This is a genomic window from Flavobacterium sp. RNTU_13, assembly GCF_046614455.1.
Lineage (GTDB): Bacteria > Bacteroidota > Bacteroidia > Flavobacteriales > Flavobacteriaceae > Flavobacterium.
On the sequence record NZ_JBKJHB010000001.1, the window covers coordinates 180,704 to 205,057 of the forward strand.

Sequence of the window (24,354 nt, forward strand, 5' to 3'; positions counted from 1 at the left end):
TTGATTGTTTTTATTCTTATTTCATCTGTTATTTTTTTCACTAAAACCTGATGCGGTTATTTTTACCACGGAATTTCTCCCGTTTCAGGGTTTGATTCTTCGCTAAAATACTTACCATGCGGCCCATCCTTATCTATCATGGCATATTTGGCCACGCGTTCGGCTGCTACTTCTACAGATCCAGGGCCACTATGGTTATTAAAGTCCGTTTTAGTATACCCAGGGTCTATAGCATTAACCTTAAACGCGGTGTCTTTAAGTTCGTAAGCAAGCTTTACGGTGTAAATATTTAATGCTGCCTTAGAGGAGTTGTATACACCGGCATTTAGCCCGTAATATGGCCAGGAAGGATCGCTGTTTAGCGTTAATGAGCCTACGCTTGAACTAACATTTACAATACGTGGTGCATCAGATTTCTGAAGCAGGTCTACAAACGCCTGTGTAACCCGTACTACACCAAACACATTAGTATCATACACGGATTTAAACATCTCTATAGGCGCGGTTAGAGGTGCCTGTGGCATTCCACCGCTTATTCCGGCATTATTAATAAGTACATCGAGCACATCGGTTTTACTGCCTATAGTTTCGCGTGCTGCCTTTACCGAAGCATCATCAGTAACATCCAGCTGTACAGCCTCTGCATTAGTCAACCCCTGAGCTTTAAGTTTGTTTACTGCTTCTTCGCCATTTTGTAAGCTACGGCTACCTATGTATACATAAAATCCCTGTTGCAGCAGTATACGTGCCGTTTCAAAACCTATACTCTTATTAGCCCCTGTAATGAGAACTTTTTTCATACAAAATTTATTTTGTGGTTATTACAGAGGCAAAATTAGCGGTAAGGTAATGCCCGGTCGTGGCACACAAATAGGTTTTAATGGTACATTTTACGGATGTCCGCCCTGTAGACTGCCGGTGTTTGGGTTGTAAGCCTCTTAAAGAAACGGTTAAAATAAGAAGCGTCTTCAAAACCAAGCGCGAAGGCTATTTCTTTTACAGAACTATCTGAGTGGAACAACAATCGCTTAGCTTCCAGCAGCAAGCGGTCATGAATGTGCTGTATGGCAGTTTTACCACTTTGCGCCTTTATTATTTCGCTAAAATGCCCCGGCGAAAGATTTACCCTGGCTGCGTAGCCTGCCACATCATGCATGTGAGCAAAGTTCTCTGTAATAAGTTCATAGAACCTGGTAAGCAATTCGCGCTCCGGGGAAGTCCCACGGTCTGCAAACTGCTCTGTATATAATCGACTAAGATGGATTAGGAGTACTTGTAAGTAGGCCAGCAGCATACTGTTTTTCCATGTATTTTCATCATTAAATTCATCGAGTATTTTGTACGATATATCGTTTAAAAAAGCAACATCTTCAGCAGACAACACCAGCTCATGCCCATTGTAAGGATTTTTTATAATAGGCAGCTCCCTTAGCACACGGTTTTCTTCAAGCTCCAGAAATTCCTGCGTAAAACAGATGGCTATAACATCGTTTTGTCCGCCATTTTCTTTGAGCATAACCTCGCGAGGAGAGGAAAAGTAAAAGCGGTTTGGTGCCACATCATACTGTACCATGTCTACCCAATGACGGCTTTTGCCCTGCCGCATAAAAATGAATTTATAAAAATCATTACGATGGGGTACAAAAAAAAGTTCTTTCTGAAAATTGGTAAGTGCTATGCACTCTGCAATTTCAAAATGCATATTCCCCTTAATGCCTGAGCTTTGCAACGAATATACGGGTATCTGTGTATCAGTTAAGGTATTCATCCTCCAAAGCTACGGTTTTTAATAACACGCTGCTTTAGGAGGAGCGTATCACATCATGAACAAAAAAAATGCCCTGTATTTGGGTATACAGGGCATTTTCAAAAACCAATCAAAACCAATTATGAAAAAAAACTTTACTTCGTGTCTGTGTCAGGTTTGTTCCCTGATTCTGATACAAATGTACAGCACATTAACCGGCAGATAGGTTGTTTTTAGATGAGTAGCAATTATGTTTCGGTGTATGGCAGGTGCCTGTATATAATGTGCTAATGTAACATTTTTTTAATGTAGCAATTAGGAGCATTACATTGGTACATTTATTCATTGCTACATTGCTACATTGCCACATTGTTACATTGTTACATTATTACACTGTTACATTAAAAAATTCCTAAATTATTTATACTTCATAGCAAGGTGCACCACCTTTTTGGTTTCAAAGAATTCGCCTGCAAAATAATCCGGCAGGTTGTAAATCGTAACCTTTTGGAACACGGCAAGCTCCTCGGTAAGGTCGCCGCCCTTAAGGTACAGTATGCCGTTTGGCAGGGCGTGCTGCTGGTCTTTCTTTACTTTACCACGCACCCATTTTACAAAATCAGGCATATTAGTTACGGCACGGCTTACAATAAAATCGAATTCCTCGTTAATGGTTTCGGCACGTTTTTGTTCGGCGCGTACGTTTTTCAGGCCAAGCCCTGCGGCTACTTCCTGCACTACCTTTATTTTTTTGGCAATAACGTCTACCAGGTAAAAGTTGGTTTCAGGAAACAGTATGGCCAGCGGAATACCCGGAAAGCCTCCGCCTGTACCCACATCGAGCACGCTTGCGCCGGGCACAAACTCCATAACCTTAGCTATACCCAGCGAATGCAGCACATGGCGGGTGTAGAGTTCGTCTATATCTTTACGGCTAATTACGTTTATCTTGGCATTCCAGTCCTTATACAGCCCTTCCAGTGCGGCAAACTGCGCCTTTTGGGTATCGGTAAGGTTAGGGAAATACTGTAAAATTTCCTCCATGGGTTTAAATTTTTGACAAAAGTACACATTTCCGTGATGAAATTACCGCTTAACAATGCCTTTACATACGGGTTTAATATTTATCTTTGGCTCCCGTGATGCAAGACTGATAACCAGTACATTTAATTAAAAAGGAACGCAAATTAATCTTTGGAAACAATAACAGAAATATTGAGCAATTACCAAACATTTGTTCTTAACAACTTGCTAATAGGTTTACTATTTGTGAAACTGGTTTCCTTTTTTTATGAAAAAGAACTGTACTCAATTGCTAAAGAAATCATTCGTTGGCTGATTATTGGTTACGCTACTACGGGTCTGCTTTATTTGATAGTTTGTCTTATAAACAATCCGGCATTTCAACAGCGCGCAACGGGATCGTATTGGTGGGCTTTCTGGATAATGTCGTTTTTTTCAACTATCCTTCCTTTCGTTTTACTCCTTAAGAGACTTAAACATAAAGTTTGGGCCATATTTACAATATTATTGCTGATGAATTTTGGTATAGGAATGAATTGGCTTGTTACGAATGGGGGTTCAGGAAGTGGCTGGTCGGTAGGGTTTTCATTTTCGCCTTTCCTGATATTTTTAGGGGGTGGCATCCTAGCAGGTTTAGTAATTACGGGAATCAGTATAATAATATTGAAATTTAAAAAAGCAGATTCACCTCAAAACATCAATATCAAATGAAACGCGCTGTAATGGTTAATGGTATTGTTTCAGCAGTTATCTTTGTACAGACGTTTTAAAAACAACTGACTAAGACAAACAAGTAAATAAACACACAAATAGAAATAAAATGAGCGTTCTTTCAGACAGGATTAACAACTTATCTACATCGCAAACGCTGGCCATGGCCGCAAAAGCAAGGGAACTAAAAGCACAGGGCATAGACATTATAAGCCTTAGCCTTGGCGAACCCGATTTTAACACTCCTGAATTTATTAAAGAGGCAGCCATACAGGCCATTAAAGATAACTACAGCACATACCCTCCGGTAGACGGTTACGCCGAACTAAAGGACGCTATTGTACTTAAATTTAAACGCGACAACGGCCTGGAATACAAGCCGGCTAATATTGTAGTCTCTACAGGTGCCAAGCAGTCGCTGTACAACGTATGCCAGGTAATGCTTAACCCGGGTGATGAGGCCATACTGCCCGCGCCGTACTGGGTAAGCTATGCCGAGATGGTAAAAATGGCTGATGCTACTCCGGTTGAAGTGCCTACTTCGGTAGAGAGTGATTTTAAAATTACGCCGGAGCAACTGGAAGCGGCCATTACGCCAAAAACCAAACTAATCATGTTCAGTTCGCCATGTAACCCAAGTGGTAGCGTATACAACCGCGAGGAGCTTACAGCTATTGCCAAAGTGTTAGAGAAATACCCTAACATTTATGTGGTGAGCGACGAAATATACGAGCACATTAACTTTAGCGGCAACTTTTGCAGCATAGGCACCATCCCGGGCATGTTTGACCGTACCATTACCGTAAACGGTGTGGCTAAGGCGTTTGCCATGACCGGCTGGAGGATAGGCTACATAGGTGCTCCTGAGTTTATAGCTAAGGCGTGTACTAAAATGCAGGGCCAGGTAACCAGCGGTGCTAACAGTATTGCACAGCGTGCTACGATTACCGCGCTTCAGGCCGATCCAAGTGTGCTTAAAGACATGGTAGACGCATTCCATCGCCGCCGCGACCTTGTGGTAGGCCTTGTTAAGGAAATCCCGGGCTTTAAAATCAACGTCCCTGAAGGTGCGTTTTATGTGTTCCCTGATGTGTCTTCCTATTTTGGCAAAACACTAAAAGGCATGGAAATTAAAAATGCCGACGATTTTAGCATGTTCCTGCTAGAGCACGCTAACGTAGCTACCGTAACCGGAGACGCGTTTGGTAACCCTAACTGCATCCGTTTCTCTTACGCTGCCGCAGACGACCAGCTTGCCGAAGCGCTACGCCGCATTAAAGCTGCCGTAACCGAGTAAATTGTTTTTACCTACGATATAGAATCCCGCCCCGTGCGGGATTTTTTGGTTTATATAGTACCGTAAAGCCAACAAAAAAATGCCCTGTATTTGAGTATACAGGGCATTTTAAAAACCAATCAAAACCAATATATGAAAAAAAACTTTACTTCTTGTTTATGTAAGGATTGCTCCTTTATTCTGATACAAATGTACGGCACATTAAATGGTAGCAAGGTAGTTTTTAGATGAGTTACCAATAGCTTTCGGCAAACAGCAGGTATAGTACTGTAAGTGATTTCGGTTAGCACATCAAACTGAATTTCAGTCAATATTACTGTGAGTGGGATTGTAGCAATACAAAAAGCGGAGTGAGCATTTACGCCATTTCTAGAGGTGTCTGGACTGTTGGGCGTAAAAACAAAAAAATGCCCTGCGTTTGAGGTTGCAGGGCATTTTAAAAACCAATCAAAACCAATATGTGAAAAAAAACTTTACTTCTTGTTTATGCAAGGATTGCTCCCTGATTCTGATACAAATGTACGGCACATTAAGCGGCAGCAAGGCAGTTTTTAGATGAGCCGACAGTATCTTTAGACGAGCAGGCTATGTACAGGCACCACCCGTAAAACAACACCTGCCTGCGGCGTAGCCAAAACCAAAAATCTTGTTACTTTTGCGTACAAACAACATAACACTGCTACCCCGGCAGCAATGCCCATCAGGGCATAAGGGGCACACATTATGCAAAAGAAAATTCTCCTTTTAGGATCTGGTGAGCTGGGCAAGGAATTTGTTATTGCCGCACAGCGCCTTGGGCAAACCGTAATAGCGGTAGACAGTTACGAAAACGCACCTGCCATGCAGGTAGCCCACGGTTTTGAAGTAATCAACATGCTCGATGGCGTAGCACTTGATGCAGTAGTAGCCAAGCACCAGCCCGACTTTATAGTACCCGAAATTGAAGCCATACGCACCGAACGTTTTTACGATTATGAAAAACAAGGCATTACCGTAGTGCCCAGTGCCAGGGCGGCTAACTTTACCATGAACCGTAAAGCCATACGCGATCTTGCCGCAAAAGACCTTGGCCTGCGTACGGCAAACTACCGCTATGCCACCTCAGCCGAAGAACTGCAACAAGCGGTAGCCGAAGTAGGTATGCCGTGCGTAGTAAAGCCACTTATGTCCAGCTCGGGTAAAGGGCAAAGCACCATAAAAACCGAAGCCGATATAGAAAAAGCATGGAACTATGCCGTAGAAGGCAGCCGTGGCGATGTGGTAGAGGTTATAGTAGAGGCGTTTGTAAACTTTAACAGCGAGATTACCCTGCTTACCGTAACTCAAAACAACGGCCCTACCCTGTTTTGCGCCCCTATAGGCCACAGGCAGGAACGCGGTGACTATCAGGAGAGTTGGCAACCGGCACACGTAACCGATAAAGACATAGCCGAAGCACAGGATATGGCACGCAACGTAACCGAGGCACTGGGTGGCGCGGGTATTTTTGGGGTAGAGTTTTTCCTTGCCGATGAAGGTGTATACTTTAGCGAATTGTCGCCACGCCCGCACGATACCGGTATGGTAACGCTTGCCGGTACCCAAAACTTTAGCGAGTTTGAACTGCACCTGCGTGCCATACTAAGCCTTCCGATAGCCGAAATTACACTTGAAAAAGCCGGTGCAAGCGCCGTTATACTGGCCTCGGGTACGGGTACACCGGTTTACAGTGGTGTAGAAGCCATTGCCGCCCTGCCGAAAACCGACTTCCGATTGTTTGGCAAACCCACTACACGCCCCTACCGCCGTATGGGTGTAGCGCTGGTAACAGATGCTTTGGGTACACCCATAGAGCAGATTGTAGAAAAGGCAAAAGCGGCAGCCGCGCTGGTAAAGGTGTCTGAACAATAAATATGTACATCCCCATATATAGCGGCTACTGTACAGGTAGCCGCTATTTTTTTTTGCAAGAAAAGTTATTTGGCCAAATAATTGTAGTGATATTAATTGCGTAAGAGAGCCCTTACATGATCAAAATAGGTTCTTAACCTAAATTTGTTAAAATAAATCAACTTTTAAATAGTCGAAAAAATTTAACTTATTTTTGTACCAAACAATCCTACATTACCCTTTATGAAATTACGTACCGCCCTTTTACTTGCCCTTACCTCATTAAGCCTTATTTCATGCCAGCCTACATCTCCTGAGGAAGTACTTACGGCGTATTTAGAAAAGGCGAACCACGGCGAGTTTGAAGAAGCGGCAAAGTATGCTGATAAAGAGTCGCAATCCATGCTTATGTTCATGGCAAGCATGACCCCTGCGGCAGACAAGCTGAAAATGATGCAGCAAACGGTAGACATTAACGTGGTAACGGCAGATACAAAGCCGGATGTGGCCTATGTAAAGGTAGACCTGGTACTGGATAAAAAGAAAAAATCACAGGGAGATTTTGTATTAAAGAAAGAAAATGGTGACTGGAAAGTAGCTATGGGCGAACGTTTTAATAAGGTTAAGGAAAAAGAGGCACAGGCTGCCACCGAATAACATTTTCCCTTTTTAACTGGGTTGGCTTGAATCCAACGAATTAAACAACTATTGTTTTATAACTTCAAAAGAGTATCTTTACCGAAATTTAACAACCAAATTTCATGAAAAGATACGTAAAAAACATTGCTTTTTCTGCACTTTGCTTACTTGCGATAGCATGTGGAGGTGGCAACGAGCCTGAGTCTGTAGCCAAAAAATTCCTTGAAGCTACTACGAGCGGCGAAATTGCCGAAGCAAAAAAATATACTGATGAGCAAACCGGTATGATGCTGGGAATGACAGAAAGTATGATTACCCCGGAGAAGAAAGCCGAAATGGCGAAGCAAAAACCGGATATTGAAATCCTTTCTTCAGAAGTAAAAGATTCTACCGCTGTGGTAAAATATAAAATTACCAATACCAAAACTAAAGAATCAGTAGAAAAGCAACTGGATATGAAACAGGTAAAAGGCGACTGGAAAGTTACCATAAAAAAAGAAGGTAAAAACTAATCCCTCTTTTTAACCTGCTGACTTAGCCTTTAGAGTAAAATACTTCAATGAATAAAAAAACCGCCGTTATACTAGCAAAATTTGCTGTGGGTATTACGGCGGTTTTTCTTTTGTGCCTTGGTATGTATAAGGCTTTTTTACTAGCCGACCACCACGCCGAAAACCGCGAAATAAAACGCCACAAAACCACTACCCGCCTGTCTGCCACGGAGCGGGAGCTCCTGCATGAGGGCGACTTTATTTTGCGCCGGGGTTTCGGGTATTTTAGCGACTTTATAGCGGGCAACCTCAACGATGGAAAAAAAGACGTTACCCATGCGGGTATACTGGTAAAACAAAACGGAAAATGGTGCGTAATACATGCCCTTTCATCAGATGTTTCTGAAATAGACGGTATGCAGCTACAGCCTTTAAACGACTTCCTGCACTACTCGGCTCCCGGAAAAATCATCGTTACCCGAAGCAAACATGCTTCTGCAACAGTAGGGAAGGCCATTGCAATACGGGCGCAGGTGTACCTTAACAAACACATCCCCTTTGACCATAGTGGCACCATAGATAATGATAGCGCTTTATTCTGTACCGAGCTGATTTGGCAAATCCTTGAAAAAGACCTGCATCGCGTAACGCTGCCCAATACCGCATACGAACGCAAAGCCTTTTTCCACTCTATGCAGCCCATGTACAGCACAAAATATTTTGATATTGTGATTGACCAATATCAAAAATAAAAAACGCCGCTGCAACGGTTTAAGCGTTACAACGACGTTTTTTATAGGGTGTAAATATTATTACTTCGCCTTGTTAAGCGTCAGGTTTTTAAATGCCGAAACGTTTATTACCTTTTCGCTGTCATTATCAAACGAAACGCTGATACTGTCGCCCGCCTGGGTTACCGGCAGTTCATTACTTATCTGAGATGAACCTATAAATATGCGCTTATCTCCCGGCAGGGTAAAGTAGTAAAAACTGTTGCCGTTTTTAATATCGCTTTGTATACGTGCCACTACTGCATTAAGTTGAACCTTTGCTGTTTGCTGATCCGGGCTTATGCGGTTATCGGCCATGTTGTATACGTTTTTAAATGCCATAAGGGTTTCCTGCATGGTGTTACCCACGCCCACTATGGTATAATCGGCAAGTGACACCATGGCATACATTTTTACCAGCCCGCCATCATCTTTAAGCGTCATTACATAGGTAGGGATGTTGTTAATATTGTACGGCACCGGCAGCGATGCCCTGTATCCCTTCTCCTGCACCTTACCCTCGGCAGACTGCTGTGCAGCGTATTCGGTAGCACCGCTTTGGTTATAGTACGTAGCCTCTTTAGTGCGTGTATCTACCAGTACAAACCCCACAGCTGATTCCTCCTTACCTACAGAACTTAAACCGGTATACCAGTACGATTTATTATTTTCGCCATACACAAGTGTCATTTCCTCGGTAATCTGCAATTTGCCTTCACCGCTAAAGTTCCAGTAACCGCGTACGTATTCGCCCCAGTCGTTAAGCTGATCTTCTATAAACTCCTGCGGCTCTACGCGGTCTACCCACGCAGGAGTATCTGCCATGTTGTAGTCGGTTATTTGTCCGCTTTGTGCGTCTACAATAACAACACCCGTAGCGTTGTTACCGCTAATGCCTACCTGTTTGTTATAACGGGTAACCACCCAGTATGGTTTACCTTGGTCGTCTATCTCAAACGTATAATCTGTAAGGCCAGTAGCCATGTAGCCGTTAAAATACAGGTAACGCTTTAAATCCTGAAAAAAGAACGCCCCCGGTTGGTACTTAATAGCCAGCTTGGCGCCACCCACCTGCTCTACCAGTTTTACATCGCGCTCGTTAGTCGCCGAAACCATAACGTAGCCCGGGGTACCCTGGCGGTTGTTTACCCATTTAAAAAATCCCGAATGCAATAATGGTGCTACCCAGTACAGCTTTCCGTTTACCTTTTGTATATTAAAATCACCCAGGGTGGTTTTGCTGCCCAGTGCAGGCTCGCTACCCAGTATTTTTTCGCCCAGCAAATAGGCAAGATCCTGGTCTACCACGCGCACATTATCTATATCCAGCGGGGTAATGTGGTGGTGAATGTCTGTTCCGTTTTTAACGTTGCCTATCAGCGCACGATACGCATCACTGCGAAACATAGGTGCACTGGATATGCTCATAACCACTATGTAAGCCACAATGGCGCCTATGGCTATTAGCAACGGGCGTGCTGCCGCTGCAGGTTTAAGCGTGGCCTTTTTACCCGTACCCTCTGCCCGGGATGATAATACCAGCAGTGCCAAAAGCAACGCCGCCAGCATAAGCGGGAGCTTAAGGAAACGGAAATTAAATACCGGCATGCCGAAATAAAGGAATAACGCTGCCAGGATGACTACAATAACAATAGCCGACTTTTTCATGTTTTGGTGTGTTTTACAATATAAGTCGCTACCCGGGGTAAAATGTTACGGCTGTAGTGTAATCCATACCGGGGCATGGTCGCTGGTTTTTTCCCAACCGCGCACGTGGGTATGTACGCCAGCACTTTGCAAAAGCGACAATGCGCTATCGTTTAGTAAAAAATGGTCTATGCGCAGGCCGGCATTACGGTTGTAAGCATCCCTGAAATAATCCCAATAGGTATAGATAACAGCATCAGGATTCAGGTGGCGCAGGGCATCGGTAAAGCCCAAGGCTTTAAGCCCTTCAAAAGCAGCGCGCGTTTCCGGCCTGAACAGCGCATCGTTTACCCACCGCTCCGGTTTATAGGCATCTGCCTCAGCAGGAATTACGTTAAAATCCCCCGCCAATACCAGAGGTAGTTTTAGTTCCAGCAACTCTTTTGCCCTATGGTGGAAACGCTTAAACCACGCCAGTTTGTAATCAAACTTAGGCCCCGGCGCAGGGTTGCCGTTAGGCAGGTACAGGCAGCAAATGCGTATACCGTTTACCGTAGCTTCCAGGTAGCGGCTTTGCTCGTCGGCAGGGTCGCCCGGCAGGCCTTTTACAACATCGGTTACCTCGTACCCTTTTACTAACAGGGCTACGCCGTTCCAGCTTTTTTGCCCTATCCAAACGGCGTCATACCCGGCAAGCTGTATATCCATGAGCGGAAACTTTTCGTCGGGGGCTTTTAATTCCTGCAGGCAGGCCACGTCGGGTTGTTCTTCGGCAAGCCAGCGCAGTAGTACAGGCAGGCGGCTGCTAATGCCGTTAACGTTGTAGGTAGCTATTTTCATAAATGGTTTTTCTTGTTTTGTTTGCCTTATGAAGATACAAAATATGCGCTACACAGCCATATACAGAAAAAAGCGTATTTTTGCCCCGACAAAAAACAACCGATAAGCCCACCGGCTTGCCGGATAAAAACAGACACGAACAATGAAAGCATACGTATTTCCGGGCCAGGGTGCCCAGTTTACCGGAATGGGTAAAGACCTGTATGAAGGTAATGCCGAAGCAAAAGAACTTTTTGAAAAAGCAAATGACATCCTTGGTTTCCGTATTACCGACATTATGTTTGAAGGTACTGCCGAACAGCTAAAAGAAACCCGCGTTACCCAGCCTGCGGTATTTTTACACTCGGTTATTAAGGCAAAAACCCTAGGCGACAGCTTTACTCCAGATATGGTGGCGGGTCACTCACTGGGCGAGTTCAGCGCGCTTGTAGCGGCCGGTGCCCTTACTTTTGAAGACGGACTGAAACTGGTAAGCCAGCGTGCGCTTGCCATGCAAAAAGCATGCGAAATAACCCCAAGCACCATGGCTGCCGTACTGGGCCTTGACGATAAAATTGTAGAAGATGTATGTGCATCTATTGACGGTGTGGTGGTTGCAGCCAACTATAACTGCCCGGGTCAGCTGGTAATAAGCGGCGAAACCAAAGCAGTAGAGGCTGCCTGCGAAGCGCTTAAAGCTGCGGGTGCCAAGCGTGCCCTGTTACTACCTGTGGGTGGTGCATTCCACAGCCCGATGATGGAACCTGCCCGCGAGGAGCTTGCTGCTGCCATAGAGGCTACTACCTTTGCCAACCCTGTGTGCCCTGTGTACCAAAACGTACCGGCTACCGCAGTTAAAGATGCTGACGAAATTAAAAAGAACCTTATTATACAGCTTACAGCCCCAGTAAAATGGACGCAAAGCGTACAGAACATGATTGCCGATGGTGCTACCCTGTTCACTGAAGTAGGCCCTGGTAACGTGCTGCAAGGTCTTGTAAAAAAGATAAACAAAGACGTAGAGACTGCTCAGGGGTAATTTAGTTTACCATCAGCTTATGAAAATGAAATTTTTTCCGGAACGTGAGTACAATTTGCAATATCGCTTTAAACGTGAAGGAGCAGTCGAATATCTGACTGTGAATACCAAACATTCGGGTAGTTTGGTTTCTGGAATAACGACTAAGAGCTTTATCGGAAAAGTAGACAACCAAGGTTTCCGGCTAATTTCATCCACTCCCGGAATAGGCGCTTTCTGCGTGCTTACCGGAACATTTCATACCGATAGCTGTAAAGTAAATGCGCAGGTTAACAAGCCTTTTAAAATTCTTGCAGGCATAATTACATTAATGATGTTTGCAACCATAATAATGCAGTTAATAACCAAACCAGGATGGAAAAATATGGGGCTTATAATCCCCTTATGCATGTTCTTTTTTGGAGGAAGTTGGTATTTAAAATGGACTTTTAAAAGATCGTTACACCTATCTATAAACAAACTGAACGAAATCCTGATATTTCAACAATAGAAAAAATCCTCATCCGAAAAGATGGGGATTTTTTTTAAAACAATCCGCTACCCTTATTACTTAAATTCGTTTGGTATATTTTTCATCTGTTCTTCTAAGTTCCAATTACTGGGTTTTTCTCTCGGATTAAACCATTTATATCCTTGTTGAGCCCATAAACTTCTATAATCTTTAGCTGATTTTACGGTATAATCTTCATATCCAAACTCTACTCCACAGCATTGACATATTTCATACGTGGGCGATTTCCCATCTTTACCCCAAGGTAAACTATCTATAAATAGTCCACACACTCTGCAAAAGTTCATAATTTGTAAATTAAATTTTATTGGCGATTCCGATAGCAGTTAATTCTGTTAAGTATTCGTCCCCAACTCACACCCATCGCCTTCTACCTCCACCTCAATGGTATAATACGTAAACGGGTATTTTTTCAGGATTTGCCGTACGCTACGTTTTATTTCCAGGAGTTCGGTAAAGGTATCTACCCCTTCGGTTTGTATATGGGCGGTGTATACGTGGTGCTCCCCTTCTAACGACCATACGTTTACATGGTGCATACCGGTAACATTTGGAAGCTTTAATATCTCGGCTTTAATTGCCTCGGTATCTACATCAGCCGGAACACCCTGAAGAATTATAAACAGCGTTTCTTTAAGCCGCCCGACTACATTGTACACTATAAACAGCGTTATACCCAGCGACAGTACCGGATCGAGCCACGGCACATCGGCAAACAGCATTACTACAGATACTATAAACACCGCTACCCAGCCAAGCACGTCTTCTATAAGGTGCCAACTCACCACACGCTCGTTCATAGACTTTCCGCCCATAAGCTTATAAGCCGCATAACCGTTTACCGCCATGCCCAGCAGCGAAAAATACAGCATCCCCTTAGCATCAGCATGCTCCGGGTGAAACAGCCGGTTTACAGCCTCGTACACCACAAAGCCCGAACCTACAATAAGTATAATACTGTTTATAAGCGCGCCCAGCAAACTGAACCTGCCGTAGCCAAAGGAAAACTTAGCATCGGCTTTTTGAGAGGATTTGTTGTGCAGGTACCACGAAAGCCCCAGCGAAAGGCTATCGCCCATATCGTGCAGGGCATCAGATAGTATGGAGACACTGTTTACATAAAACCCGCCTATGATTTCCAGTATGGTAAAACCAAGGTTAAGGAAAAAAGCTGCTTTTATATTTTTAGCGGAGGTATGGTGCGCGTGGTCGTGCCCGTGGTGTGCATGGTTGTGAGGCATGGGGAAATTTAATTTTGCTTAAAATTACAGAAATATCTCCATGCCCCCTAAAGTTTAGCAAAAGATTAAAAACGCAAAAAAGGCGCCCCCTCTCACATAGGAACGCCTTTTTTAAAAAATAGTACAAAAACTAACCCTTAACTAACTAATTTATATCAAATCTCATGCCAAGGCTGAAATTATTATATCCTGAAAAACTGTGGGTAAAGGTTTCCTGAAGGTCATACTTCGCATAAACCCCTACAGCCCTGTAGCTTACATAAGCACTAACACCGTATACAAAATCATTTACGTTATAATCGCCTTTTGTTTTTTGCTTTACGCTGTTGCCTCCATCGTTTTTATATTTAAGGATTTGTTTCTCCTTAACGTTGAACCCTGCATAACCCCCTAAACCTAAACGGAAACTTTCGTGGGTACGGAAATCTACTTTATCGCCGTTCATTCTTTTTTTGCTGAAATCAAACTCCAGGTGCGCAGGCACTACAAGGTTTACATAACGCAGGCGGGCTACATCAAGGTTCCTGCCAAAGTCGGCCAACACCGTTTGGTTACCCTCTTTTACAAAATAGCGGTTGTTGTCCGGGCGCAGGTTGTTGTATTGTAACGATAGCCCGTATTTAGCGTGCAGCAGGTTGTTATTTTTAGCCAGGCGCGTGTTCCAGGTAAGGCCCACTTCATAAAAATCCGACCTCCATTTAAAACCATCGGCAGATGCCCCGTCTTTAACCAGCCTGTTTACACCCAGTGCATATACAAATTGCGATGTAGTGCGTCTTTGCCTTTCCTGCCTGGCTTTGGCTTTAATGGTATCATTCCTGTATCCTTCTGAATACGAAAAGCCAAACCTATGAAACTTTCTTTCCGCCTGTATTTTACCGTCTACTTTGTCGCGCACCAGGTCGGCCAGTTTTTGTTCTTCTACACCTACGCGGGTTTCAATGTTTTTAGCCCTTTTTTCGGCATATTCTTTTTTACGTTTATCGGCTTCCGCAGCAGTTATTTCGTTTTTATCCAGCAGCAGGTTTACGGCGTCTACCTCTATTTTAAGCGAATCCTTTTCCTGCTTGGTAATGGTTTCAATGTTGTTTGAGATTTCGGTAGCCTTTTGAGAAAAAGTCTGACCGCTCATTTTGTTTACAGCAAGGCATAAGAATGCCATTACATAAAAAGTTACCTTAATCATGTTTGTTAATTTTTTTGATGTTGATGATGATTGAACTATTCCAGATTGCGTGTTGCCACAGCAGTTTTTACGGCTTTATATTTTCTTTCCAGTGTATTAATTACCTTACCACGGAACGATTCGTTTAGTTCCCCTTCCACATTATCCAGTAAGGTATTGGGGTTTACCTTAATTTTTGGTTGGTTTATGTTTGCTACAGCACTGTTAGCAGGGTTAGCCTTTCCTTCCACGCTTGCCAGTAGCGCTTGCGGGTCTACCTTAAGTTTACCCACTTTAGCATCCGGTGCCTGAGCGTCCTGGTTATTAACCTGTACGTTATTTTGCTGGGCTATTTCCTGGTTTTTCGGCATTAGGTTTTGTACCGGCTTATATGATTTCTCTGCATTTGGTTGTAATGCCTTTTTAGCAACCGGCCTGGCAGCATCGGCAACCTCACTGTATTGTGGTGCGGTATCTTGTGTTAGCTGAGTAGCAGGAGCGGTAGTTTGTGGCTGCTCCGTTTTATTTGTTACCACCTGTGGAGCATTAGTATCAATCACGTTTTGTTCCGCTTCGTGGTTCATCAGGAAGAACCCACCGCCCAGCATCAGCAAAAAAGCCGCCGCCATATACAACCAGCTACGGTTGTTTTTCTTAACAGGCACTACTTTTACCTCTTGCAAGGCAGCCTGCTGTTCGGCTACGGTAAGCATGGCATCGAGCCTGTCCCACGCATTAGCCGAAGGCTGAATGCTGCGCTGCTGTAGCTTTTGTTGTATTTCCTGTTCCAGTTTATTCGGTTCCATTTTCGTAATTCTTTAGTTTGTTTACCTGCTCCTGCAGCATTTTCCTGGCGTGGCTCAGCTGGCTTTTGCTGGTGCCCTCGCTTATCCCTAACATGGTGGCAATTTCCTGGTGTTTGTAGCCTTCTATGCAGTACAGGTTAAACACCATTCTATAACCTTCGGGCAGGGCATCTATAAGGGTTTGAATATCATCTACAGATAGTCCGCTCTCTATATTATTATGGGTGTCTTCTACATAAAACTCATCTTCCAGAAAACCCACTTTCTTTTGCACCCTCAGGTAACTTATACATTCGTTTACCATTATACGCCTTATCCATCCTTCAAAACTGCCTTTGTGCTCAAAGTTCTTAAGGCCTGTAAACACTTTCATAAAAGCGGTTATCATTACATCTTCTGCCAGGTGCAGGTCTTTTATGTACTGCCTGCACACCCCCAGCATTTTCGGTGCGTGTGCCGTGTAGATTTGCTGCTGGGCGTGCCGGTTGTTTTCGGCGGCCTGCCGTATCAGCCCGGCTTCATCTCTATGTAAGGATATTACTTTCAAAATGTATGCGTATTGGTTCAATAATGGTTTCTATAAGGTAAGACGCACCAACCTGAAAAATGGTTGCATGAAAACATTATTTTTTTTAAAATATTTTATAACAAACTGATTAACAGCATTAAAATAACTAAAAAAATTTGAGTGCGCGCATAAAAAAAACCACGCGGTGCGTGGTTTAGTATTACTTTAGTCCGCTCAGGTCGGTGCCCGGCTCTACTTCTACAGGCTCCATGCCGTGGCGGAAAAGCCTTGCCTGCAGGTCGCCCCGCAGCGCTACCGATGTACCGTTTACCTCCAGCCAGCTGCCCTCACGCAGGCCCAGCACCGGTACGGTATTAAACTCGTGGAATTCGCGTATGCGGGTTTCACGGGTTTCACCCATGTGGGTACTGCCCGGCTGTGGATCCAGGTAGTGCGGATTCAGGTTAAAGGATATGGCTCCCAAAGTTTTAAAACTCGGCGGATATACTATAGGCATATCATTAGTGGTTTGCATGGTTATGCCACAAATGTTACTGCCGGCGCTGCTGCCCAGGTAAGGTACGCCGCGGTCTATAGCCTCTGAAAGTGACGTAATAACCCCGGTCTTGTACAGCTGGGAAACCAGCAGGAACGTATTACCCCCTCCGGTAAACACGGCTTCAGCGTCGGTTAACGCCGCTGCCGGGTCTTCAAACTGATGTATTCCTTTTACGGCAATGCCTAACTTTGCAAAGTATGCCGCAGCACGCGCTGTGTAATCATCGTGGCTCATGCCGCCCGGGCGCGCATACGGTATAAATATAAGCGATGAACAGCCTTCAAAATGGCGTTGCAGTACCGGTTCTAAATATTCCAGGTAGCTGCCTCCGTGTAAGGTAGAGGTACTCGCAATAATAAGTTTTTTCATTCGTTAATACTGTTGTAGTGGCTGCAAAGGTACAAAGTTTTTATACCTGCATGCCGTACAACCACCATAATACACACTATGAAACCATTTGCATACGCCCTGTTAGCCCTTTTTATACTTACAGCACCGGTTTGCCGGGCGCAAGACCGCTGCCCCGTAAACGGAAAAGTGTCGAGCAACTTTGATGATCTTGAAGGGATTTATGTTATTAACCGAAGTACTGAGGCTACTGTGTTTACAAAGCGCGGGGGCTACTTTAGCATACCCGCTGCCGTAAACGATACGCTATTGTTTTCATCCATACAGTTTACGGCCAAAGAGGTGGTGGTAAAACCCGAACACTTTGGCAGCGATTTACTCATAGTACCCATAGAACCCATGCACCGCCAGCTTACAGAGGTTATTATTAACGATTACAGCCATATAAATTCGGTAAAGCTGGGCCTTGTACCGGCTAACCAAAAAAAGTATACCCCAGCCGAGCGCCGCCTGGCTACCGCGAGCCAGTTTAAAATGAATCCGTTAGGACTCGACCCTATTTTTAACGCCTTTAGCGGCCGCACTGCCATGCTTAGAAAAGCTGCGGAAACCGAAAAAAAGGAAACGCTTATAGATAAAATATACTACCTTTATAGTGAAGACGACATAGTAGCCAAACTGAAAATTCCGGTGGAGTATGTACGTGGATTTTTATTTTACGTTGTAGAAAACAAATACCTCACTAAAGCCATAGACGAAAAAAACCACGAAATGGCAAGGTTTATGATGTCTGGTCTTGCAACCAAATATTTGTCTTTACTAAACAATGACCATTAAAAACCTTATCCTTTTTCTACTGTGCCTTTGCCCGGTTGTTACCTTCGCCCAGGAGCGCCAGCCTCTTAGCGGGCGTGTGCAGGTAAACGGTGGTAATGCTACCGGCATATTTGTAATCAATACCCTTACAGGAACAGAGGTGCGTACCGATACAGAGGGCAAATTTACCCTGCCTGCAAAACCGGGAGATAAGCTGGCTGTATACGGCAAAAACATTGAAGACCGCCAGTTTGCCGTAAGTAAAGGATCATTTACACAAACACCTTATGTACTGGAGGTTAACGCTAAAGCTACTGAGCTGCAGGAGGTGGTAATAAACGATGTAAACGAGGAAAAGCTGGGGCTCGTACCCAAAAATCAGAAAAGAATGACCGTAGCCGAACGCAGGGTGCATACGGCAAAGAGCGGCATAGGGCTTGATTTACTGCTAAATGTGCTTAGCGGGAGGCTAAAGATGCTTAAAAAAGCGCTTGAAACCGAACGCAAAGAACAGCTTATGGCGGTAATAGACGGTATTTTTACCGACGAAGAGTTGGCTAACATGGGCGTACCGCGTGATTTGGCCCGTGGCTTTTTATTTTACGCCATAGAAGATCCCACCATGGCCGATGCTATTAGAAGTAAAAACGAGTCGTTAATGAAACTTACATTAATGGACCTGTCTGATAAATATAACAAACTACAGAACCAACATGAATAAGCTACTCTCTCTGCTGCTGTTTTTATGCGTAGGCAGCGTAATGGCACAACGCCAAAGTTTTTCGGGAAAAGTAATTGTAGGCGATGCTTCATTGCCTAATATTTTTGTAATCAACCAGGCCACAGGAGCCGAAACCAAAACCGACAACAACGGCCTTTTTACCATACAGGCACGTAGCGGCGATATCCTGGCCATATACTCTGACCGTACCGATACACGCCAGTTTGAACTACGCAAAAAATGGTTTAACGAGCAGCCATACACTTTTGAAGTAAAACTAAAAACCACAGAACTTGCCGAAGTTGTGGTAGACGATAAAATAAATTCTAAAAAGCTGGGCGTAACCACTGGGTACGAAAAAGCCTACACTCCTGCAAAACGCCGCAAAAGGGCAAACCGCACCGTAACTACTAACCAGGGCGTTAGCCTTAGCGTAGATGCTATGGCCAACAAGGTAAATGGTCGTACAAAAATTATTAACCAGAATGTAAATACAGAAGACAAAGTTATAGCCATAGATAACTTTAAGAATATGTATTCTCCTGAGGAAGCCGAAACCGAATTTGGCATCCCGGCAGACCAGGCCGAAGCGTTTGCTTACTTTATTGTAGAAGACCCTGATTGCCTGCAGGCACTGCGCGCCAATAACCGTACTAAGGCAAAACCGAACCTTCAGCGCCTTGCCAAAGTATATTTGGAACGTAATGAAACTGAAAAGTAGCCTTGCTGTTACCTTTCTCCTACTTATATTTAGTTGTGTAGCACAGGTGCGCAAACCGCTTTACGGTAGGGTTGTTGTTTCTGGGGAAGGCACTGCAGGAATTTTTATCATTAATAAAAATAGCGGAACCGAGACCAAAAGCGCTGCCGATGGCCTTTTTACCATAGCAGCGAAACCCGGAGATAAGCTGGCTGTTTTTCATCAAAACATTGTAAGCAGGGATTTTGTGGTAAGCAGCATTGCATTTGAATCAACCCCCTATGTGCTGGAAACGGAACTGAAGGGTGATGAGCTTAAAGAGGTGGTGATTAACGCCGTAACGTCAGAGTCGTTAGGATTAGTACCAAAAGGACAAAAGAAAGTAACCGAAACGCAACGCCGTCTTATGAAATACAGTAGCGGCAGCGGCCTCACCTATCTTATATACGCCCTTACCGGAAAGCTAAAGCCTTTAAAACGTGCCAGGGAAACGGTAAAAAAATATGAACTTAAAGACCAGGTTTGGAATTTAATTACCGATGCCGATATAAAACAATGCGGGGTATCGGCAGAAATGGCTAAGGGCTTTATATTTTATGCCATAGAAGACAAAAGGGTAAAGGCTGCCATAGATTCGGGTAGTGGCGAAATAAAATTGTTACTTATAGAAATAGCCGAAGAATACTTAAAACTGCAAAAAGAACCATGCACCGATTGTTAACGCTATTATTGCTGCTGTATACGGTAACGGCATTTTGCCAGCAGGATTTGCGCGGGCGCATCATATCTGGCGATATGGCGGTTAGCGGTGTTTTTGTAATTAACAAACGTACGGGAGCTGAGGTAAAAACAGACAACAACGGCTATTTTACCCTTAGTGTAAAACCGGGAGACCGCATAGCCCTATATGGCAAAAGTGTAGAAGTGCGTGAATTTGCTATTAACGAAGCCGCCTTAAAGGCGAATCCGTACGAGCTGGAAGCCGAGCTCAAGGCTACGGTGCTCGAAGAAGTAAAACTATCGCGCATTGACCCCGAAACACTGGGCCTTGTTCCGAAAGGGCAAAAACAGTATACACCCGCCGAACGACGGCTGAAAACCGCAGGGGAGTTTAAACCGAACTTTTTATTTATACTGGGCGGTGGTATTTCCATGCCGTTTGACCCGATTATAAATGCCATAAGCGGCCGCACTAAAATGCTGAAGAAAAACGTAGTGGTAGAACAAAAGGAAGGTTTAATAAGTAAATTGGGCAACCTGTATACGGAGGAGCAAATAAGCCGTACCTTTGGTATACCGTCGCAGCTGGTAAATGGTTTTGTATATTACGCCATAGAAGATACCGATTGTGCCGAGGCGTTACGCACAAAAAACAACGACCTTATAAAGCTACGGCTTATGGTGCTTGCAGAAAAATATATGGCATTGCAGAACCAAAAAACACCAGACACACCAAACCATGAAAACTAGAATCTTCTACATACTGTTTTTACTGATTCCGCTGGCTGTACTGGCGCAAAATAAAGAGCGGGAAGTACTGCGCGGACATATTATAGCCGACTCGCTTAGAGTGGGCGACATTGTTATAAAAAATGCTACATCGGGGCGGCAAACCAATTCTGATGATAACGGTTATTTTATAATCATGGCGCGAAAAGGCGATACCATTCAGTTTAACAGTATTACCTACCGGCCGCAGCAACTGGTACTTACCGAGGCGCTGTTACATGAAAATCCGCTTACGCTGAAAATGGATATTAATGTAAAGGTACTGGATGAAGTAATTATAACACCCCTAACGGGCGACTTAGGCTACGATGCCGCACACACCAAAGTACGGGCGCTAAACCCAAAGGTAAAACCGGAAGAACTTACCTACCCCTACCCCATACCGCACAACAACCCGCTTGTACACTATAATATGGAAAGCCAGCTACAGGGTGTAGACTTTGTGAAGGTGTTCCGCATGTTTGTAAAGAAAAAGAAACAAAAGGAAGACCGTGGCGAAATATATGATGCCAACAGTAAAAAAAACTTTACATCGGTTATTACCACGCGTTTCAGCAACTACTTTTTTACCGAGTCATTACAAATACCACAGGACCAGATAGGCCGTTTTTTAGCCTTTTGCGATAAAGGCAAAGAAACCGCCCCCCTGCTTGATCCGCGGAAAGAATTTGAGCTAACAGACTATCTTGTAAAAAAAGCCGCCGAGTATTTAAAAAAATAACGATTTACACCGCCTGCCCGCTAAACTTTTCGCGGTACATTTTAGGTGTCATTCCCACATTTCGCTTAAACAGCGTACGGAAGGTTTTTTGGTCGTTGTAACCGCTTTCGAGCATTACTTCGGTTATGGTATGGCGTTGCTGTTCCAGCAGTTGTTTAGCAGCCTCAATACGGGTTTTTTGCAGGTATTCTATTGGTGTAATGCCCGTTACCTGTTTAAAACGCCTTGCCAGGTTACGCCGGCTGGCGGGCACGCTGCTTATTATTTCCTCTATGGTATTGGCCTTATTAAAATTACGGCGTATTTCCTGCTGTGCTTTTTTTACCAAATCATCCGTGTGGTTTTCATGCGGTAAAAATGAGCCAAAGTACGTTTGCCGGTTACGGTCCATGTCTATAGAAAACATTTTTGCTGCACGCACAGCTATTTCCTTACTACAATATACCTCCAGCAACAGCATAAGCAGGTGAAACGTATTTGTGGCACCACCGCTGGTGTACACCCTGTCTTGCCCGGTAACCACCGCATCGGCACGCAGCACCACTTCCGGAAAAAGCTGCGCAAAATGCCCTCCGGCGTTTACGTGCGTAGTAGCCGGCCGGCCATTTAAAAGCCCGGTTGCCGCCAGTATAAAGGCACCTGTACAAAAGCTTGCTACCGCACCGCCTTTAGCATACTGCCCAGCCAGCCAGTGGAACCACCCCATATTTAGCTGCATGGCACCCGGCAGCGCATCGTTTTTAAAGGCCGGTATCATCAGCAGGTCATAGGCATCGTTATCTGTTACGGGCAGTACGGTATAACCTTCGTACTTTACATCGGTATGCTCAGGCAGGCGCAGCAGGCAAATATCAAAAATGGGCTGTTTGCCACTTTCTGCGTAAAATCCGTTTACGCTGTCCAGCACGTCGGCTATGGCTGCTACACTCAGCAGCCTGTAATCTCTCTGCAAAAGGATACCTACTTTCATAAGTCGCTACAAATTTGGTTGTTACCCAAAGGTACATTTTATTTTGTCCTGAATCCCCCCTGCGTTTGGCTTTTTAGCACAACCTGAATTTTATCGTTTATAAATACTTTTGTAAAGCAGCCTTATAATTAGTACATTCATAACCAAATAAACAAAAAATTACATCTTATGAAAAAATTACTGCAATTACCACCTTTAAATACAGATATGGGAGTACTGCTGCTACGCCTGTTTTTCGGGGGAATGTTTACCTACTACGGCTGGGGGAAAATAGCCGCCTATAACGAAATACTGCCCCAGTTTGGCGACATTATAGGCATAGGGCCTAAGCTATCGTTTAACCTTGTAATATTTGGCGAGTTTGTATGTGGTATACTCATAGCCCTGGGACTTGTTACTCGCCTGGCAGTAATACCCAGCTTTATAACCATGGTTGTAGCCTACTTTATAGCACACGGAAACGATGCCTTTGCCGATAAGATACCGGCGTTTACATACCTTATCCTTTCGGCAATCATTTTTATAAATGGTAGCGGCAGGTACTCGGCAGATGCTTTATTGTTTAAAAAGAAAGACAACACTTTATTATGAGAAAACTAAAACTCCAGGTACAAATATCTATAGATGGCTTTATAGCAGGTCCGGCTGCCGAAATGGACTGGCTGGAATGGAACTGGGGCGAAGACATAGCCAACTATGTTACCGCGCTTACAGAACCTGTAGATACCATAGTAATGGGGCGTAAACTGGCTGAGGGCTTTGTACCCCACTGGGAAGCTGCGGCAAAAAGCCCTGAGCACGTACCCGGGGCAGAAAAAATGAGCAGCACCCCTAAAATAGTATTCAGCCATACTTTAGAAAAGCACGATTGGCCTAATACTACTTTGGCGCACAACCCGGAAGCGGTAATCACAGCTCTTAAAGAAACCGCTGGCGGAGACATTATAGCCTACGGTGGTGCCAGCTTTGTATCGCACCTCATAGAAAAGGGACTGGTAGATGAATTTTTCCTTTTTGTAAATCCTGCTGCACTGGGTAGCGGTATGCCCATTTTTGCAGGGCTTCAAAATCCGCTCACGTTAAACCTGGTTGAGGCCGTGCCCTTTGGTTGCGGTATCACGGTGCTGCGCTACACACTTTAACCGAATCATTAAATAAACACTTTACACTATGAAAATCCTTAAGAGAATTGGCATCGCCCTATTGGCAATCATTGTACTGCTACTGGTATTGGCTCTGATAATGCCTAAAGATTATAAAGTAGAGCGCGAGGTAGTAATAAACAAGCCTGTAGGCGAAGTATTTGAGTACGCGCGCCACCTGAAAAACGAAGACGAGTACAGCGTGTGGAGCATGGCCGACATGAATAAAACACAAACTTTTAAAGGCGAAGACGGACAGGTAGGTTTTGTGAACAGCTGGTCGGGCAACGACAAAGTGGGTGTGGGCGAACAGGAGATTAAAGCTATTACACCAAATAAGCGTATGGATGTAGAGGTGCGCTTTAAAAAGCCTTTTGAAAGCGTTATGCAAAGCTACACCCTAACCGACAGCATAGCACCGGGGAAAACTAAAGTGGTATGGGGATGCAGCGGTACAAGCAGTTACCCTATGAACCTTATGAATGTAATGATGGACGGTATGCTGGGTAAAGACATTCAGCAGAACCTGGATAACATGAAGGCTAAAATAGAAGCCCTTAACTAAGTACATAAAGCAAACCATTA

At 44.3% G+C, this 24,354-nt stretch carries 28 protein-coding genes; 17 read left to right on the plus strand and 11 right to left on the minus strand.

All coding sequences use genetic code 11. The features are described from left to right. Positions 1-62: 62 nt before the first annotated feature. The 3 genes from ACLI08_RS00795 to rsmG all read right to left on the minus strand — a co-directional run bounded on the left by ACLI08_RS00795 (position 63) and on the right by rsmG (position 2,791). Complete coding sequence (locus ACLI08_RS00795; protein ID WP_411426549.1) at positions 63-800, minus strand: SDR family oxidoreductase; 738 nt, start codon at positions 798-800, stop codon at positions 63-65. A gap of 77 nt (positions 801-877) precedes the next feature. Then, positions 878-1,768, minus strand: coding sequence for a helix-turn-helix domain-containing protein (locus ACLI08_RS00800; RefSeq protein ID WP_411426550.1), 891 nt, complete (start codon positions 1,766-1,768; stop codon positions 878-880). Positions 1,769-2,164: 396 nt separating this feature from the next. After that, positions 2,165-2,791, minus strand: coding sequence for a 16S rRNA (guanine(527)-N(7))-methyltransferase RsmG (gene rsmG / locus ACLI08_RS00805; protein WP_411426551.1), 627 nt, complete (start codon positions 2,789-2,791; stop codon positions 2,165-2,167). Between the two features lie 150 nt (positions 2,792-2,941). Here rsmG and ACLI08_RS00810 point away from each other — a divergent pair, with 150 nt between their 5' ends. From ACLI08_RS00810 to ACLI08_RS00835, 6 genes are all read left to right on the plus strand, one after another. Then, a complete protein-coding gene (locus ACLI08_RS00810; protein WP_411426552.1) occupies positions 2,942-3,481 on the plus strand; it encodes a hypothetical protein in 540 nt (179 codons plus the stop codon). A 109-nt stretch (positions 3,482-3,590) separates the two neighbouring features. Next, positions 3,591-4,778, plus strand: a complete 1,188-nt coding sequence (locus ACLI08_RS00815) for a pyridoxal phosphate-dependent aminotransferase (RefSeq protein ID WP_411426553.1) — start codon at positions 3,591-3,593, stop codon at positions 4,776-4,778. A gap of 723 nt (positions 4,779-5,501) precedes the next feature. Beyond that, positions 5,502-6,668: a formate-dependent phosphoribosylglycinamide formyltransferase gene (purT, locus tag ACLI08_RS00820; protein ID WP_411426554.1), complete on the plus strand. Its 1,167-nt coding sequence runs from the start codon at positions 5,502-5,504 to the stop codon at positions 6,666-6,668. 222 nt (positions 6,669-6,890) lie between these two features. Next, the gene (locus ACLI08_RS00825) at positions 6,891-7,304 is read left to right on the plus strand and encodes a hypothetical protein (protein ID WP_411426555.1); all 414 of its coding nucleotides are present in this window, start codon (positions 6,891-6,893) and stop codon (positions 7,302-7,304) included. A gap of 104 nt (positions 7,305-7,408) precedes the next feature. Continuing rightward, a complete protein-coding gene (locus ACLI08_RS00830; protein ID WP_411426556.1) occupies positions 7,409-7,798 on the plus strand; it encodes a lumazine-binding protein in 390 nt (129 codons plus the stop codon). A gap of 47 nt (positions 7,799-7,845) precedes the next feature. Then, positions 7,846-8,529 (plus strand): YiiX/YebB-like N1pC/P60 family cysteine hydrolase, encoded by a 684-nt coding sequence (locus ACLI08_RS00835; protein ID WP_411426557.1) that lies wholly within the window; start codon positions 7,846-7,848, stop codon positions 8,527-8,529. Between the two features lie 60 nt (positions 8,530-8,589). On the opposite strand, the gene ACLI08_RS00840 is transcribed toward ACLI08_RS00835, so the two are convergent. Then, positions 8,590-10,215 carry a hypothetical protein gene (locus ACLI08_RS00840; protein ID WP_411426558.1) on the minus strand — a complete coding sequence of 542 codons (1,626 nt, stop codon included), beginning with the start codon at positions 10,213-10,215 and terminating at the stop codon, positions 8,590-8,592. A 45-nt stretch (positions 10,216-10,260) separates the two neighbouring features. Next, entirely contained in the window at positions 10,261-11,034 is a 774-nt protein-coding gene (gene xth / locus ACLI08_RS00845; RefSeq protein ID WP_411426559.1) for an exodeoxyribonuclease III, read from the minus strand. Between the two features lie 142 nt (positions 11,035-11,176). Here xth and fabD point away from each other — a divergent pair, with 142 nt between their 5' ends. Together fabD and ACLI08_RS00855 are read left to right on the plus strand one after the other, a co-directional pair. Then, complete coding sequence (gene fabD, locus ACLI08_RS00850; RefSeq protein ID WP_411426560.1) at positions 11,177-12,052, plus strand: ACP S-malonyltransferase; 876 nt, start codon at positions 11,177-11,179, stop codon at positions 12,050-12,052. 19 nt (positions 12,053-12,071) lie between these two features. Further along, entirely contained in the window at positions 12,072-12,542 is a 471-nt protein-coding gene (locus tag ACLI08_RS00855; RefSeq protein WP_411426561.1) for a hypothetical protein, read from the plus strand. 356 nt (positions 12,543-12,898) lie between these two features. Here ACLI08_RS00855 and ACLI08_RS00860 read toward each other — a convergent pair whose 3' ends face one another. From ACLI08_RS00860 to pepE, 5 genes are all read right to left on the minus strand, one after another. After that, positions 12,899-13,804, minus strand: coding sequence for a cation diffusion facilitator family transporter (locus tag ACLI08_RS00860; protein ID WP_411426562.1), 906 nt, complete (start codon positions 13,802-13,804; stop codon positions 12,899-12,901). Positions 13,805-13,949: 145 nt separating this feature from the next. Then, positions 13,950-14,990 carry a hypothetical protein gene (locus ACLI08_RS00865; protein ID WP_411426563.1) on the minus strand — a complete coding sequence of 347 codons (1,041 nt, stop codon included), beginning with the start codon at positions 14,988-14,990 and terminating at the stop codon, positions 13,950-13,952. Positions 14,991-15,025: 35 nt separating this feature from the next. Continuing rightward, positions 15,026-15,775, minus strand: a complete 750-nt coding sequence (locus ACLI08_RS00870) for a hypothetical protein (protein ID WP_411426564.1) — start codon at positions 15,773-15,775, stop codon at positions 15,026-15,028. Then, positions 15,762-16,322, minus strand: coding sequence for an RNA polymerase sigma factor (locus tag ACLI08_RS00875; RefSeq protein WP_411426565.1), 561 nt, complete (start codon positions 16,320-16,322; stop codon positions 15,762-15,764). Before ACLI08_RS00875 ends, ACLI08_RS00870 begins: the two co-directional genes overlap by 14 nt. 181 nt (positions 16,323-16,503) lie before the next feature. Beyond that, positions 16,504-17,211 (minus strand): dipeptidase PepE, encoded by a 708-nt coding sequence (gene pepE, locus ACLI08_RS00880; RefSeq protein ID WP_411426566.1) that lies wholly within the window; start codon positions 17,209-17,211, stop codon positions 16,504-16,506. 78 nt (positions 17,212-17,289) lie between these two features. Here pepE and ACLI08_RS00885 point away from each other — a divergent pair, with 78 nt between their 5' ends. The 6 genes from ACLI08_RS00885 to ACLI08_RS00910 are packed head-to-tail and all read left to right on the plus strand — an operon-like array spanning position 17,290 to position 21,657. Continuing rightward, on the plus strand, positions 17,290-18,027 hold the full coding sequence (locus ACLI08_RS00885) for a hypothetical protein (protein WP_411426567.1): 738 nt from the start codon (positions 17,290-17,292) through the stop codon (positions 18,025-18,027). Beyond that, a complete protein-coding gene (locus ACLI08_RS00890; protein ID WP_411426568.1) occupies positions 18,017-18,727 on the plus strand; it encodes a hypothetical protein in 711 nt (236 codons plus the stop codon). Before ACLI08_RS00885 ends, ACLI08_RS00890 begins: the two co-directional genes overlap by 11 nt. Beyond that, positions 18,720-19,448, plus strand: a complete 729-nt coding sequence (locus tag ACLI08_RS00895; RefSeq protein ID WP_411426569.1) for a hypothetical protein — start codon at positions 18,720-18,722, stop codon at positions 19,446-19,448. Before ACLI08_RS00890 ends, ACLI08_RS00895 begins: the two co-directional genes overlap by 8 nt. Further along, a complete protein-coding gene (locus ACLI08_RS00900) occupies positions 19,408-20,148 on the plus strand; it encodes a hypothetical protein (RefSeq protein ID WP_411426570.1) in 741 nt (246 codons plus the stop codon). The genes ACLI08_RS00895 and ACLI08_RS00900 overlap by 41 nt, the downstream gene beginning before the upstream one ends. Next, on the plus strand, positions 20,133-20,897 hold the full coding sequence (locus ACLI08_RS00905) for a hypothetical protein (RefSeq protein ID WP_411426571.1): 765 nt from the start codon (positions 20,133-20,135) through the stop codon (positions 20,895-20,897). Before ACLI08_RS00900 ends, ACLI08_RS00905 begins: the two co-directional genes overlap by 16 nt. Continuing rightward, a complete protein-coding gene (locus ACLI08_RS00910) occupies positions 20,887-21,657 on the plus strand; it encodes a hypothetical protein (RefSeq protein WP_411426572.1) in 771 nt (256 codons plus the stop codon). The genes ACLI08_RS00905 and ACLI08_RS00910 overlap by 11 nt, the downstream gene beginning before the upstream one ends. Before the next feature lie 4 nt (positions 21,658-21,661). Here ACLI08_RS00910 and ACLI08_RS00915 read toward each other — a convergent pair whose 3' ends face one another. Further along, complete coding sequence (locus tag ACLI08_RS00915; protein ID WP_411426573.1) at positions 21,662-22,627, minus strand: GlxA family transcriptional regulator; 966 nt, start codon at positions 22,625-22,627, stop codon at positions 21,662-21,664. Positions 22,628-22,795: 168 nt separating this feature from the next. Here ACLI08_RS00915 and ACLI08_RS00920 point away from each other — a divergent pair, with 168 nt between their 5' ends. The 3 genes from ACLI08_RS00920 to ACLI08_RS00930 are packed head-to-tail and all read left to right on the plus strand — an operon-like array spanning position 22,796 to position 24,334. Then, positions 22,796-23,218 (plus strand): DoxX family protein, encoded by a 423-nt coding sequence (locus tag ACLI08_RS00920; protein WP_411426574.1) that lies wholly within the window; start codon positions 22,796-22,798, stop codon positions 23,216-23,218. After that, positions 23,215-23,769: a dihydrofolate reductase family protein gene (locus tag ACLI08_RS00925; protein WP_411426575.1), complete on the plus strand. Its 555-nt coding sequence runs from the start codon at positions 23,215-23,217 to the stop codon at positions 23,767-23,769. Before ACLI08_RS00920 ends, ACLI08_RS00925 begins: the two co-directional genes overlap by 4 nt. Positions 23,770-23,797: 28 nt before the next feature. Further along, complete coding sequence (locus ACLI08_RS00930; RefSeq protein ID WP_411426576.1) at positions 23,798-24,334, plus strand: SRPBCC family protein; 537 nt, start codon at positions 23,798-23,800, stop codon at positions 24,332-24,334. Positions 24,335-24,354 lie beyond the last annotated feature (20 nt).